Genomic DNA, 13,648 nt, shown 5'->3' on the forward strand with positions numbered 1-13,648 from the left:
GGTTTGTCTGGGAGAGCGTGATGCTTCTGAGCGACAAAGGGGAGAGAAGCATGTGGGTAACGGCGCTAATGCTGACGCTGTACAGTTTTGTATGCGGATCGCTGGTAGGACTGTATGCGTTTTTGACATTTCCGGTTAACTTGGTATGCTCGGTAGGAGCGTTGTATCTCGGGTACAGGTTCTTCAAGCGGTACGAAACCAAAGGAGTACGGATTTGGTTTGTATCCTTGTCCGTATTGTTTTACTTCATCTTTTTATTCATGATGTCAGTTGTCACATATATGAAGCAAATGCCTGCGCCTGCTGTTTGAATCCTGCCGAATCGGGCTTGCTCTCCATGCATAGAGCGTATAGGGTCGGCATATAGTGGTTACATGAGCACAGATCTCATGTAACCTTTTTTTCTTATCATGACTGGTCTTTCGGACAGGTCGGCGAATGGAACTGTAGGGTAGATGAGATGACGAGGAGGGTGGAGTATGAAGTTCTATACGTTTAAGCTGCCTAAGTTCTTGGGAGGTTTCGTCAAGGCCATCTTAAATACGTTTCAAAAAAACTGACGTTCCCGGCGGCCATAATGCTGAATCCGTATTTATCATCCACCACCCGAGCGTAATCGCATTAGAGATACAGCGGGAACGGGACAACAGGCTCAGCACAAATATGAACTACGGCGGGTTCTGGCATGAAGCAGAAACGGTTGTTCCGTCCCGTTCGGAGGGCCGACCGTTCTCTGCAAGATGGCATCAATCCGTGTCATCTCATGTAATCATTGCATATATAAAAAAGGGCTCTTCATTGAACGAATAATCAATGAGGAGCCTCCATTGAGATATGAAAAAAAGCACCTGATCGCGTCGAGGTGCTTTTTGTATATCTTTCATGGGATTAGACGCGAGTCACTTTACCTGCTTTCAAAGCGCGTGTGCTCACGTAGACGCGTTTTGGTTTGCCATCTACCAAGATGCGAACCTTTTGAACGTTAACGCCCCAAGTGCGGCGGTTTTTGTTATTCGCGTGCGATACGTGATTACCGGAACCAGGTTTTTTCCCCGTTACATAACATTTGCGAGCCATGCCTTACACCTCCTTATCCCAAAACAACCCTGATACAATTAAATACTCAAATATGATATCATATTCGAAAAAGCCTCGTCAACTGAATCAAAAACTTTGTTTATTTCTGTTTTCTATTATAGTACAATGTTGATTAGTCCATAATACTCACAAAAAGGGGTGGAACAACCATGACCATTCAATTGGATACTGATCTCGGATCTGTGAATATTTCCGAAGGGGTCGTAGCAGTCATCGCCGGATCTGCGGCAATGGAATGTTATGGACTTGTGGGCATGGCCTCGCGCAAGCAGTTGAAGGACGGCATTGCAGAGCTGCTTGGTCGCGAAAATCTGACGCGTGGTGTCGAAGTGCGCCGAGAGCAAGATGCGCTACATATCGATTTATATATTATTGTAAGCTACGGAACGAAAATATCCGAAGTGGCGCACAACATTCAACAGAAAGTGAAATATGTATTGAATGATGTAGCTGGCCTGTCAGTAGAGCAAGTCAACATCTTTGTCCAAGACGTACGCGTATTAAGCTAGGAAGGGGAATATTCGTTGAATATACGTTCTTTAAATGGAACACAATTTGCCAATATGGTGCTAAGTGGTGCAGACAGTTTGAATCGCCACGCAGAGCACGTCAATTCATTAAATGTCTTTCCAGTTCCTGATGGGGACACGGGGACGAACATGAATTTGACGATGACAGCAGGCGTAACTGAGTTGAAAGCGAAGATGTCTGCATCAATTGCCAAATCGGCAGAAGTTTTGTCCAAAGGATTGCTAATGGGTGCCCGGGGTAACTCGGGTGTTATTTTGTCTCAATTGTTCCGTGGCTTTGGCCGTGGAGTCGCTGGTCTGGATGAGGTAAACTCCGTTCAGTTCGCTCATGCGATGCAAAGCGGTGTTGATACTGCTTATAAGGCTGTCGTCAAGCCGGTTGAAGGAACGATATTGACAGTTGCGAAGGAAACGGCTAAGCACGCTGTTCAAATCGCTCGCCGTACTCCAGATTTGACGGAGTTTATGCGGGAGGTAGTAGCAAAGTCCAAGGAAGCACTGGCGAAGACACCGGATATGCTGCCTGTACTGAAGCAGGTAGGCGTTGTTGACTCTGGTGGACAAGGCCTTGTATATATTTATGAAGGATTCCTGAGTGTTCTGGAGTCGGCTGACGGCACGTTCCATGAGACGGCTGCACCTACGACAGTTCATACACCATCCGCAGTGCCAGCACCGAATTTGCATACTTCTGCTCAAGCGAAGCTGCATACGGAAGATATTGAATTCTTGTACGATATGGAGTTCTTCATTGATCGTACGCGCGGTGCATCAAAGCCGTTCGACGAAGACAATTTCAGGAAAGCGCTTGCCAAAAATGGGGATTCGATCATTTTGATTCCAGATGATGAAATCATTAAGGTTCATGTCCATTCCCGCAAGCCAGGCGAAGTATTTGATCTCGCGATGGAATATGGCGAGCTGACACAAATGCACATTTTGAATATGCGTGAGCAGCACCGTGAAATCATACATGGAGAACACGGAGATGTATCCGCTATGCCAGAGATATTCGCGGAAATTCCTGTGCAGGAAATGACAATTGAGGCAACTCCAATTGAACCTCCAGCTGAAGAACTCGCTCCTTATGGCTTCATCGCAGTAGCGATGGGCGATGGGATTCGTGACATTTTCAGCAGCCTTGGCGTAGATGTTGTGTTGTCTGGCGGACAGACAATGAATCCGAGCACACAGGATTTCATTGATGCCATTGAATCGATTTCGGCGCAGCACATTTTCATTTTGCCGAACAATTCCAACATCGTTATGGCTGCGAAGCAGGCTGCGGAGATTGTGGAGCGTGATGTGACGGTTCTCATCAGCAAGACGATTCCGCAAGGAATTGCAGCTGCATTTGCTTTCCAAGAGGACGAAAGCTTAGAAGTGAACCGTTCAGCTATGGAGGATGCTATTGCTCATATTACATCCGGTCAAGTTACGTACGCGGTGCGTGATACGACATTGGACGGTCTGGAGATTAAGGCTGGACACTACATGGGTATTGTCAATGGCAAAATCGTAACAACGACTGAATCGGTTACAGATACCTTGCAGCAGTTGGTAACGAAGATGATGGAGAACAACGGGGAAGTCGTTACGCTTCTTACTGGGGAGGAAGCAAAGGACGAGGATACGGAAGCGCTTGTGGCATGGCTTGGCGAACATTATCCAAATGCTGAGGTAGAAGTGCATCAAGGCAGACAGCCGATCTATTCCTATATCATTTCCGTAGAGTAGGACAATGTGGAGGGGGATTCTGTATGAGTCATATTCGTATCGTAACGGACAGTACAGCGGATATTCCGCAGGATGTGCGTGAACGCTACGGGATCGAGATGGTACCGCTCAAGGTGCATTTTGGCCAAGAGATGTTCAAGGATGCTGTAACGATCAATGCAGAACAGTTCTATAAGAAGCTGGTGCAGGCTGATAAGCTTCCTACAACATCTCAGCCTTCGCCTGTCGAGTTTTTGGATGTATACAAACGATTGAATACAGAATCGGACACCCAAGTTATTTCAATACATTTGTCCTCAGCGCTTAGCGGAACGTATCAATCCGCAGTCCTTGCCAAGAGCATGCTTGAGGAAGAGGCGGATATTACGATTGTCGATTCGAAGTCAGCTTCCTATGGGTTTGGACTGATTGTAGTTGAGGCGGCACGCATGGCTGAAGCAGGGCATTCCAAGGAAGAGATTTTGGCTATGATCGAGCGTTATCAAACAGAGCGCTCTTTATACTTTTTAGTAGATTCATTGGAATTTTTGCATAAGGGAGGGCGTATCGGCAAAGCTGCTGCTATGTTCGGGACGCTGCTTAACATTAAGCCTATCCTATCTGTGGATGGTGCGGGTGAAGTGTATGCGTTGGACAAGGTTCGCGGGCATAAGCGGGCTGTTGCGCGCATTGTTGAACTGCTGGAGCAGGATCATGCAGATCATCCGGTCCATGTCGTGATGGGATATACAAGTGACCAATCCGCAACAGATGACTTGACGGAAGCGATTAAGCAGCGCTTCGATATCCGCTCTTTTTCATACACGGCTATCGGCGCTGTCATCGGAACCCATGTTGGTACGGGCGTAGGCGCTGTGTTCATGTGGCCAGCAGATACGGATTCCGTCGAATCTGTGCAATAGGGTAAGTGTGGTGCAATTATGATTGAACTTAAACAATGTCCGGTAACGATGATTAAAGGCGTGAGCGCTTCGAAACAACAAGAGCTTCACGCCTTTGGCATCTCTACCGTTGCTGATTTACTTGATTATTTTCCATACCGTTACGATGATTTTCATTTGCGCTCGCTTAGCGAACTAAAGGATGGAGAGAAAGTAACCGTCGAAGGACGGGTAATGAGCGCTCCCGTTCTGCAGCGCTTCGGACGCAAGTCTCGCTTGTCCTGCAAAGTGATGGTAGAGGATTGGCTAATTACAGCAACATGGTTCAACCGCCATTATTTGCGCGAACAGCTTACGCAAGGGCGGGAGATTGTATTGACCGGGAAATGGGATCAGCGCCGACTGCAGATGACGGTGTCGACATCTGAATTCTCGGATCGTGGAGAAGGTCGGAAAAACACCCTGCAGCCCGTGTATTCAGTCGGTGGCAAGATTACGCAGGCATGGATGCGCAAAACGATTACGCAAGCGCTTCAACAGTTCGGCGAAGCAATTCCTGAGCTGATGCCGCCGGAATTGATGCGGCGCTATCGACTGATGCCGCGCAAGCAGGCTGTGAGGGCGATGCATATGCCGCAGGATGCAGAGGAAGGCAAGCAGGCGCGAAGACGAATGGTCTACGAGGAATTGCTGCTGTTCCAGCTGAAACTGCACGTATTCCGTGCGGTTACCCGCGAGCGTGCTGACGGGGTTGTTCATGAGGTTGGCAATGCGACGATTCGTGAATTCGTCCGCAGTCTTCCCTTCGAGCTGACAGATGGTCAGAAGAAGGCTGTAACTGATATTTTGCACGATATGAGGGCTCCTACCTGTATGAATCGGCTGCTGCAGGGAGATGTCGGCTCCGGTAAGACGGTTGTGGCCGCTGTTGCCTTGTATGCTACTGTACGTGCAGGCTACCAGGGGGCTCTTATGGTGCCTACGGAAATATTGGCAGAGCAGCATATGCGATCCTTGACGAAGCTGTTCGAGCCGCACGGCATTGAGGTCGGGCTGCTGACAGGAAGCTTGTCCGGACGGAAGCGCAAAGATTTGCTCGCATCGCTGCAGATGGGCATGGTCGACATTATGGTCGGGACACATGCGCTCATTCAGGATGACGTGCATTACCGGAAACTTGGTCTTGTTGTTACGGATGAACAGCATCGGTTCGGTGTCAATCAGCGCAGCATATTGCGCCGCAAGGGGATGAACCCAGACGTGCTGCTCATGACCGCGACGCCAATCCCTCGTACGCTGGCGATTACCGCTTTTGGCGATATGGATGTGTCCTCTATTCGTGAGCGGCCTGCTGGGCGCAAGGCGATTAAGTCGTACTGGGTGAAGCATGATATGCTCGACCGTGTCCTTGGCTTTATCCGCCGCGAGGTGGATGCTGGACGACAGGCTTATATCATCTGCCCGCTCATCGAGGAATCGGACAAGCTGGATGTACAGAATGCAATCGATGTACATGTACAGATGCAACAGGCGTTTCCAGATTTGAAGGTTGGGCTGCTGCATGGACGCATGACGCCTTCAGAAAAGGATGAGGTCATGCGCACGTTCAGTACGGGAGACACCCATGTACTCGTCTCGACGACGGTGATTGAGGTTGGTGTTGACGTACCGAATGCAACGCTTATGATCGTTATGGATGCGGAGCGCTTCGGCTTGTCGCAGCTCCACCAGTTGCGTGGACGTGTTGGACGAGGCGAGCATCAGTCCTACTGCGTGCTGATCGCGGATCCAAAGTCGGAGATTGGACAAGAGCGTATGCGCATTATGACGGAAACGGATGACGGCTTCGAGCTGTCCGAACGTGATTTGGAGCTCCGTGGTCCTGGTGACTTTTTCGGAACGAAGCAGAGCGGTATGCCTGACTTTAAGGTGGCAGATATGTCAAGTGACTTTGCCGTACTGGAGCAGGCGCGAGATGATGCAGCGGAGCTTATCCGCTCTGAGGCGTATTGGACATCACTAGAATATGCGTCGCTCCGGGATGCTGCCCAGCAGGAGCAGTTGTTCCAAGGGGAACTTCTGGACTAACGTTGACTGCTTTCAGCAGCATTCAGGCAGTTCGGATGAAATCGGGCGGATAGTAGACAAGCGGGTAAGCATATATTGGAACAGGTTCCCATGTTTTCTACGGGATATGTTCTGGAGGTGCTGTCCGTATGAGTTATGTGAAATATGGTATTAGTCCACAGCTCGTGGAGCGAATAAAGCTGAAGTTGAAAAATCCAGCAACGAAAGATCGCGTAAAAAAGGCTGTCGAGGGCCTTACCAAGGCGGATCTTCAAAATCGCGCCACGATCAAGCGTCTCATGAAACAAATTGCGAAAGCGCTGAATGAGCCGCTCACGAGCCAGCAGGAGGAGCAGTTCACCGATTTCATTCTTGCGCAAAAAATCGATCCGAACAATACGTTCCATTTATTGAAGCTGTGGGGGATGTTCCGCTAATATTAGCTATGCCTTAGGGTGCCTAGGTATGCTAAATACACGAGGAAGTCCAGTTCTCTTGGGAGAGCTGGGCTTTTTGCGTGTTCGCGCGGGAAATAGGGCGGCTCGTATAGTTTTAGTTCGATTCCCGACATTATAGGCCTAGATATACCTTCTTATTTCCTGCTTTTTTCAACAATATGGATCACGATTGAGGTCGCATTGTTGACGAATTCGGAACAATTTTCAATTTTTACGATCCAAGTACTCAAAATATGCTTAGATAGTAATAAAGGTTAGCATTCATTCTTTCATTATCTAATACATGGAGGCGAATCAACATGAAGAAGATTAAAATAGGTGCAGCGTTATTGGCTGCCATGCTGCTGGCTGTATCACTCGCTGGCTGCGGTTCAGGCAAGGGAACTGGTGCAGAATCAGGGACAGCTGCGTCCTCGGATGGGGCAAGCACGGTAACGATTAATGCAACGAATTATAAATTTGAGCCTGGAACGATCAAGGTTAAGAAAGGCGACAAGGTAAAGCTGACACTCAATAATAAGCAGGGCCTACACGGCTTAAAGCTGGATGGTTACAATGTAGAATTGCAGCAGGATGGCGCAAGCGCGGAATTCACCGCAGATAAGGCTGGTACATTTGAATTTCAATGCTCGATTATGTGCGGTTCAGGCCATGATGGTATGAAGGGCGAACTCGTTGTAGAAGAGTAGCGTCAGCGATGAATAAGACGGATCGGATGATGGCGATTGTGCTGGAACTGCAGCGCAGAGGGACAATGCGAGCAGAGGATCTGGCGTCTGTTTTTGAAACGAGTGTGCGTACGATTTATCGTGATATTCAGGCGCTTAGTGAGGCAGGAGTTGCAATCATCGGAGCGCCTGGCCAGGGCTATTCGCTGATGGAAGGCTACTTCCTGCCGCCTGTTCATTTTACGCCGGAAGAGGCGGAGTCGCTTCTGCTTGGGGTAGATTACATCGAGCGGCAGTTCGGCAGAACCCATGATGCCACGATTCAGTCCATTCGGCGCAAGCTTATTTCTGTTATGCCAGCGTCCGTGCAGCAGGATGCGGATCGGATGCGCTCCTCCTTGAAAATGATTGCTGATGAAGCGCATACAGAAGGGCTGGCCGTGCTTCGTCGTGCTGTTCTGGAGGAGCGGAGGGTATGCTTCCGATATGTGAAGCCAGTTCGCGGGGAAGACGGCGAGAGAGAGCATGTTCGAAAGGTCGATCCTTATGGCATTGTGCATGTCAAAGGAAACTGGGCGATGGTTGCATATTGCCATCTCAGGCAAGAGCTGAGGCATTTTAGACTTAGCCGCATCAAGGAGTTGGAACTACTGGACGAACCATTTGTCCGTCCTTCAGACTTTTGCTTGCAATCCTATACGCCTTCCGATGATCGTTCGATGATCGTTCGTGTTCTTCTGCGCGCTGCGGCAGCCGACAAGGTCAAGGAGCAGGGCTATTATTACGTGGAAGTTATGGAGGATCACCCGGAAGGGGCACTTGTGACGCTGCGGGTACGACGACCTGAGGAGGTGCTTGGCTGGATTATGGGCTGGGGCACATTAGCGGAGGTACTGGAGCCGGAATCGCTGGCAGAGCTCGTTTATCTCGAGGCAAAAAAATAGTGCAGCAATATAAACGCTACTGACATACTGTTGTCAGTAGCGTTTGCGTATAGTTGGGATATATTCGTTTGAAGGGAGTTTTACTTATGACCAATATGAACCCACGTCAATCGCTGCTGCGTGTAGAGGAATCCGTAAAGCAGATTGTGCAAGAGCTCGAACGCTACAGCATGGAGCAGATTACACATAAGCCTAGCGAAGAGGAATGGTCGCTTGGGCAAGTATATATGCATTTGATCCGTTCCGCTCTCTACATGCAGCTTCGTCAGATCGAGGTATGCCGTGACATGATTGTAGATGGCGGCAGCCAGCAGGAGAAGTCTGAACAAGGGGAGCTTGTCTTTGCTGCGGGAAGCATTCCTCCCATTCGGATAAAGGTGCCGGCATCGCCGGAATATACGCCGCCACAGCCTGCAAGCAAGGAAGAAATCGTGAAAGGGATGCAGGCCGTATTGCAGCGAATGGAGGAGCTTGCGTCAGCTGTTGCATCGATTCCGGAACAGAACAAGACGATGCATCCGGGATTCGGCTACTTGAGTGCGAAGGAATGGTATATGCTCGTGGATATGCATTTCCGTCATCATATGCTGCAGCGTGAGCGTCTAGCGGAATTTCTTCAGGAGACCGAGTCAGCCATGTAATTGTTTAGGACGCCTAGCGTTCGCTTCGCAGCTGTATTAAATAATCTTGGGTGCGAGATATGGCGAACCGTGATAGGTTGTCATCGTTCAAATCATGTAGGGGAGACGCTGTCGTGCGTCTCTCCTTTTTGCTCCTGTAAGCTTGCACGTTCAATGCAGGATGGGTCATCCACTCGTGTGTTCCCTACCTTGGCACTGACAGGGTAAGCTTCCATCAGCTCCGACGGATATGGAAGGAGTACAGACTGGAGCTTCCCCGTGTCAGTCATGCGGCGATCCAGCCAGAATGACAGCTGCTCCTCAGGCAAAATAACAGGCATTCGATCATGGATTGGCTCCATCAGTTCATTCGGTGTCGTGGTAATGATTGTACATGTACTAACCTTGTCTCCATTGGCATTCACCCACGTGTCATACAAGCCTGCCATATTGAATATGCCGCCGTCTGTCCGTCTAATGCGCATTGGCTGCTTGGTTCCGTCCGGATTGCGCTTCCACTCGTAGAAGCTGTCTGCGGGTATGATGCACCGTTTTCGCTGGAAGGGGAGCCGAAAGGCAGGTTTGTCCCGTAATGTTTCAGCACGCGCATTAATCGTGCGCCCAGCGAATTTCTCATCCTTTGCCCAAGAAGGAATGAGCCCCCACTTGAGCGGTCCAAGCCGAAGCTTCGCACCATCATGAATAAGCGCCGGAACCTGCTGGCTTGGCGCGATATTATAGCGTGGCTCATGAAAGGGCACGAGAGCACCTGGGTCGAGCAAGTAATGTGCCATTAGCTGTTCAATGGTAACGGTTAATGTATATCGGCCACACATATTCCTGTACTCCTTCCTTTTCAGGTCTATCCTATAGTGAGTTTATCATATCACAATCGCCTGCCTTCCGCGTGAAGTGGAGAGGCATACCATTCTATATTGGCCAGCATTCGACGCTGTTAGAATGGAATTTTCAAAATATCCCTGCGGCCTGTCCAATAGTGAAAAAGCATGGTATCACAACAGCGGAGCGGCTGGGCGAGGCGATAGGAAAATGCCTGGATCTCATTGTTGTTCAGCCCCACATGGAGGGGTACATTCGCGTATCGCTGCAAATTACGGAAATATTTCAGCGATATACGGATTTGGTGAGCCGTACAGTATTGTGATGAACAGCATCTGGATGTGACGGGGAGTTCGTAACTCTTCGGTAAACCGCTGAAGCTTGCGCATCTGCAGCGAAACAACACTGTCCGATGACTGATGATAGAGGGAAGTTCTAGGTGTCATATTGGAAGTTACTGTAGATTCTCTCGTTTTCATCAACAAGTTTGACAAAAGGTAACTAGTTACATATAATATATGTAACTAGTTACCTTTATTTTGAAAAATCGGAGGTATTTAATATTGAATGACATAGAGAAAAAGGCTTACATCTTTGGTGGTATTCTTACATTAGCCAACCGATTACAAGCTCTTGGTGACAAATTGGATGAGAATGTAACGCTTAAGCAGTGGTTGTTGATAGCTGTCATTTTAAAGTCGGGACGATCATCTCCGACAATAAGTGAGGTGGCTAAATTGGTTGGGAATTCTAGGCAAAACGTTAAGAAAATGGCCGGTTTACTTGAGAAACAGGGCTTTGTTTCCCTTATAAAAGATGATCAAGACGCTAGAATCTTTAGAATTCACCTTACACCCGAATGTTTCACTTATTTCCAGGCTCGAAGCGAAAAAGAGATGCAGTTTCTGAATGCTCTGTTTGACGAACTTGATGAAAATTTGACCAATGGGTTGTATGAAGGAGTCATTCATTTAGCTAACAATGTAAACAGAATGGAGAATGCTCATGAAGTCGAGGAAAAGGGGTAAAAAAACAATGTGGATAATCGTTTCGATCCTTGGCATTATTATAATCGGTATCATTGTATTTTTTAATGTGCCTTATTCCAAAACCAATACAGAGTTTATTCAATCCGCAACAGAACAAATCAATATTTCTAATGTCATTAATGATATCTTTACATTCGATGATATTAAAGAATTGCCGTATCCGGTAAGGAAATATTTTGAATATAGTGGATACATTGGCATTCCTAAAATGTCTTATATGAAGGTAGCCTTTAAAGAAGTTAATTTTATTATGTCACCCGACAAGCCACCATTAAAAATCGACTACACTCAATATAACTTTGTACGCGAGCCTATAAGATTTGCCTATATTGACACGTCAATGTATGGAATACCATTTCAAGGGTTCGATTCTTATATTGATGGTGAAGGTAGTATGAAAGGAGTTCTAGCTAAAGTCATTACGCTGTTTAATCACAAAGGTAAAGAAATGAATAAAGCTTGTCTAGTAACCTTTCTTTCAGAATCTCTTATCATGCCTAATGCTGCTTTACAGCATTATATGACCTGGGAGACAGTTGATGATACCCATGCAAAAGCGACGATATCGTACAATGATATATCAGCAAGCGGGATATTTACTTTCAGTGAGAAGGGGGAGCTTCTTTCTTTTACAACAGAAGATAGATACGTTATATCTACCGATGGAACAATTCAGCAAGTAAGATGGTCGGCCATATTTAAGGACTACAAGACAATTGGCGGTATCAAACAACCAACCCAACTTCAGGCTGTTTGGAATTACGATCATGGAGATCTTATTTATTTTGACGGTGCTTGTTTTACTGTTGAATATGAATAGAAATAGGTGTTTCTTTATTCATCCTTATATTGATGGGATTTAATGACTTTGACCCGTTACGTCTCCTATCGTTCCGAGACGCTTGTTTTTTTGCAAAGCTGGTAATTAACTCTCCTAATGAGAGGAATGCGGCCTCTTTTGGCATTAGTCCGCAAGCTTGCTAAAGAAGGGCTGGTATAATTGGATACCAAAGGTATTTTTGGTGGAGCATTAACTCGACGTCGGCTACGCTTCACAAAAAAACCGCCCCGCTGAATTTACTGACGATCCCAAATAACATGGCTAAAGCACCCACATATGTGAGTGCTTTTTATTACTCACAGTCATACTAAAAATGAGATATCAGATTAGTTCTTTCGCCTGAAGTTTAGCTAATTGTTCATGAGTTATATAACGTGGAAGATCGTTACTTGGATCGAAATTTTCCTCGTCAATAAACACAACAAAATGATCAGTAACAGGTAAGACTTTATCCCACTTCCTTCTATTTAGTCTATAGGCAACTTCCTGCCATATAGCTAATCCTTCTCCCCACCAATTATGATGTTGCAATGTAGAATAGGTAGGTTCATCAGAAACATTAGAATGTAGCTCCCAATAGTTCATTAACAGAGAAAATTTCCGAATTAGATCCTCATTTTCAAGCCCTTCGTCATAGTCTGAATGGTATCCTATATACCAAAGTGTTTCTAGATCTTCTCCATCAGCTAGTTGTTCTTCACGAATATAGTCCATCCCAGCAATAAACGTTGGATTAACTACAGCTTGAGTTTCTTGATGTAGCCAAATTGCTAAAAAACAAAGCTTACTTTCACCTATACACTTACCTAAACGTTGTAAAGCCGCTTCACATTCACTATATAGTTCTTCAATGACAGTACTACGTAATGAGGTTACTTCCTCTACCGACATTTCCAGGTAAATGATTTCTTCGTCATCTAATTTTGTGATTTTCTTAAGCTCACCTGTCTCTTTATATTCCAAGCTATATGTAGTAATATTTTTAGGTTCATATTTTTCTAATTCAATGGTAGTTAATTGGTTTCCTGAGTAGCGATAGTATTCTTTAAAAGACCATATATGCCATAAGTCAATACCATTTCGTACAACGAATTCCGTGTACTCGATAGGACGTCCTTCTTCAAGTATAATCACCTCAATGGAATTCACCCTACCATCCAAAAATGTTCGGTTTATGATACGATCACCACTCCTTTCAATACACTCTTCCCAATATCCTACTTTCATATAAATCAACTGATTATTGCAATCAAATCCGTAATTAAACCCATCGCTATTACTAGTAGGTATCCCTTTTGGTTCAATGTTACGCTCAAACCAATATGGTGCTAAATGATAATATGAGGAACCTTCATAATACTCCCAACGTGTAACCCGTGATCTTGCCTCTTGCAAATAAGTATCTTTATTCCTTAAAGCGTCATCACAAAGATCGCTAAATACCTGTTTGTTCATATGTGTCTCTCCCAAAAGTTGATAATATTATTAGTCTTTACAAACAGAGTAGCTCCAAGATGTTCGAACCCGCAAATAAAGTGAAGCATTTCTCTTCTTGCTCACCTTTAGACCAATATCCTTAACGTAGTCTTAATGCTTAAGGTTTAGATTGGCGGTATTCTTTTATGAAGTTTGCATCAACTACTTCATTCATTATACGGGACATAATATTACTATGAAATAATTACGCCCACATTGCCATATGCTCCTGCTCTTCCTGTCGCTCTGCTCTTCAATGCTTGCAAACAGCACCTTTACCTTTATCTTGTAAATTGGCTTTGTGTTTTGCCTTGCATTCTGTAGTTGACCATATGCATCGTCATCATCGATTCAAAAGCCACAATGTATTCGATAACTAAGGGTGAGGTTTCATAGATCCAAAAAATTCATTTGTATAGGGAATGTATGTTCGGTATAT

Annotated in this window: 15 protein-coding genes and 1 pseudogene; 13 read left to right on the forward strand and 3 right to left on the reverse strand. The window is 46.2% G+C overall.

Going from position 1 to position 13,648, the window contains the following annotated elements; translation table 11 throughout:
* The first annotated feature begins 20 nt into the window (after positions 1 to 20).
* Together ACQ5BJ_RS09700 and spoVM are read left to right on the forward strand one after the other, a co-directional pair.
* Positions 21 to 311 carry a hypothetical protein gene (locus ACQ5BJ_RS09700; RefSeq protein ID WP_430113392.1) on the forward strand — a complete coding sequence of 97 codons (291 nt, stop codon included), beginning with the start codon at positions 21 to 23 and terminating at the stop codon, positions 309 to 311.
* Positions 312 to 479: 168 nt separating this feature from the next.
* Positions 480 to 560 (forward strand): stage V sporulation protein SpoVM, encoded by an 81-nt coding sequence (gene spoVM, locus ACQ5BJ_RS09705; protein ID WP_019424875.1) that lies wholly within the window; start codon positions 480 to 482, stop codon positions 558 to 560.
* A 328-nt stretch (positions 561 to 888) separates the two neighbouring features.
* Here the strand turns inward: spoVM and rpmB are convergent, their stop codons facing one another.
* Positions 889 to 1,077, reverse strand: coding sequence for a 50S ribosomal protein L28 (gene rpmB / locus ACQ5BJ_RS09710; protein WP_005548278.1), 189 nt, complete (start codon positions 1,075 to 1,077; stop codon positions 889 to 891).
* A gap of 170 nt (positions 1,078 to 1,247) precedes the next feature.
* Between rpmB and ACQ5BJ_RS09715 the strand changes: the two genes are divergently transcribed.
* The 8 genes from ACQ5BJ_RS09715 (at position 1,248) to ACQ5BJ_RS09750 (ending at position 9,024) form a co-directional block, all read left to right on the forward strand.
* Positions 1,248 to 1,607 carry an Asp23/Gls24 family envelope stress response protein gene (locus tag ACQ5BJ_RS09715; protein WP_005548280.1) on the forward strand — a complete coding sequence of 120 codons (360 nt, stop codon included), beginning with the start codon at positions 1,248 to 1,250 and terminating at the stop codon, positions 1,605 to 1,607.
* 54 nt (positions 1,608 to 1,661) lie between these two features.
* Positions 1,662 to 3,365, forward strand: a complete 1,704-nt coding sequence (locus tag ACQ5BJ_RS09720; RefSeq protein WP_430110339.1) for a DAK2 domain-containing protein — start codon at positions 1,662 to 1,664, stop codon at positions 3,363 to 3,365.
* A gap of 23 nt (positions 3,366 to 3,388) precedes the next feature.
* Complete coding sequence (locus ACQ5BJ_RS09725; RefSeq protein WP_005548284.1) at positions 3,389 to 4,267, forward strand: DegV family protein; 879 nt, start codon at positions 3,389 to 3,391, stop codon at positions 4,265 to 4,267.
* Between the two features lie 18 nt (positions 4,268 to 4,285).
* Positions 4,286 to 6,334, forward strand: a complete 2,049-nt coding sequence (gene recG / locus ACQ5BJ_RS09730) for an ATP-dependent DNA helicase RecG (protein WP_005548286.1) — start codon at positions 4,286 to 4,288, stop codon at positions 6,332 to 6,334.
* A 128-nt stretch (positions 6,335 to 6,462) separates the two neighbouring features.
* The gene (locus ACQ5BJ_RS09735) at positions 6,463 to 6,750 is read left to right on the forward strand and encodes a stage VI sporulation protein F (protein ID WP_005548288.1); all 288 of its coding nucleotides are present in this window, start codon (positions 6,463 to 6,465) and stop codon (positions 6,748 to 6,750) included.
* A 320-nt stretch (positions 6,751 to 7,070) separates the two neighbouring features.
* Complete coding sequence (locus ACQ5BJ_RS09740) at positions 7,071 to 7,460, forward strand: cupredoxin domain-containing protein (RefSeq protein WP_367667733.1); 390 nt, start codon at positions 7,071 to 7,073, stop codon at positions 7,458 to 7,460.
* Positions 7,461 to 7,468: 8 nt separating this feature from the next.
* On the forward strand, positions 7,469 to 8,383 hold the full coding sequence (locus ACQ5BJ_RS09745) for a helix-turn-helix transcriptional regulator (protein WP_430109919.1): 915 nt from the start codon (positions 7,469 to 7,471) through the stop codon (positions 8,381 to 8,383).
* A gap of 86 nt (positions 8,384 to 8,469) precedes the next feature.
* On the forward strand, positions 8,470 to 9,024 hold the full coding sequence (locus tag ACQ5BJ_RS09750; RefSeq protein WP_005548294.1) for a DinB family protein: 555 nt from the start codon (positions 8,470 to 8,472) through the stop codon (positions 9,022 to 9,024).
* 92 nt (positions 9,025 to 9,116) lie between these two features.
* On the opposite strand, the gene ACQ5BJ_RS09755 is transcribed toward ACQ5BJ_RS09750, so the two are convergent.
* Positions 9,117 to 9,839, reverse strand: coding sequence for an SOS response-associated peptidase (locus ACQ5BJ_RS09755; protein ID WP_163975623.1), 723 nt, complete (start codon positions 9,837 to 9,839; stop codon positions 9,117 to 9,119).
* Here ACQ5BJ_RS09755 and ACQ5BJ_RS09760 point away from each other — a divergent pair.
* From ACQ5BJ_RS09760 to ACQ5BJ_RS09770, 3 genes and pseudogenes are all read left to right on the forward strand, one after another.
* Positions 9,821 to 10,199, forward strand: a pseudogene (locus tag ACQ5BJ_RS09760) (hypothetical protein); the annotation flags it as partial. The gene ACQ5BJ_RS09755 and the pseudogene ACQ5BJ_RS09760 overlap by 19 nt on opposite strands.
* A gap of 207 nt (positions 10,200 to 10,406) precedes the next feature.
* Positions 10,407 to 10,871 (forward strand): MarR family winged helix-turn-helix transcriptional regulator, encoded by a 465-nt coding sequence (locus tag ACQ5BJ_RS09765; protein ID WP_268599643.1) that lies wholly within the window; start codon positions 10,407 to 10,409, stop codon positions 10,869 to 10,871.
* A gap of 7 nt (positions 10,872 to 10,878) precedes the next feature.
* On the forward strand, positions 10,879 to 11,712 hold the full coding sequence (locus ACQ5BJ_RS09770; protein WP_268599644.1) for a DUF6544 family protein: 834 nt from the start codon (positions 10,879 to 10,881) through the stop codon (positions 11,710 to 11,712).
* A 342-nt stretch (positions 11,713 to 12,054) separates the two neighbouring features.
* Here ACQ5BJ_RS09770 and ACQ5BJ_RS09775 read toward each other — a convergent pair whose 3' ends face one another.
* A complete protein-coding gene (locus ACQ5BJ_RS09775) occupies positions 12,055 to 13,188 on the reverse strand; it encodes a hypothetical protein (RefSeq protein ID WP_268599645.1) in 1,134 nt (377 codons plus the stop codon).
* Between the last annotated feature and the right edge of the window lie 460 nt (positions 13,189 to 13,648).

It is taken from the genome of Paenibacillus sp. B1-35 (assembly GCF_050474385.1).
GTDB classification, from domain to species: domain Bacteria; phylum Bacillota; class Bacilli; order Paenibacillales; family Paenibacillaceae; genus Paenibacillus_B; species Paenibacillus_B alvei.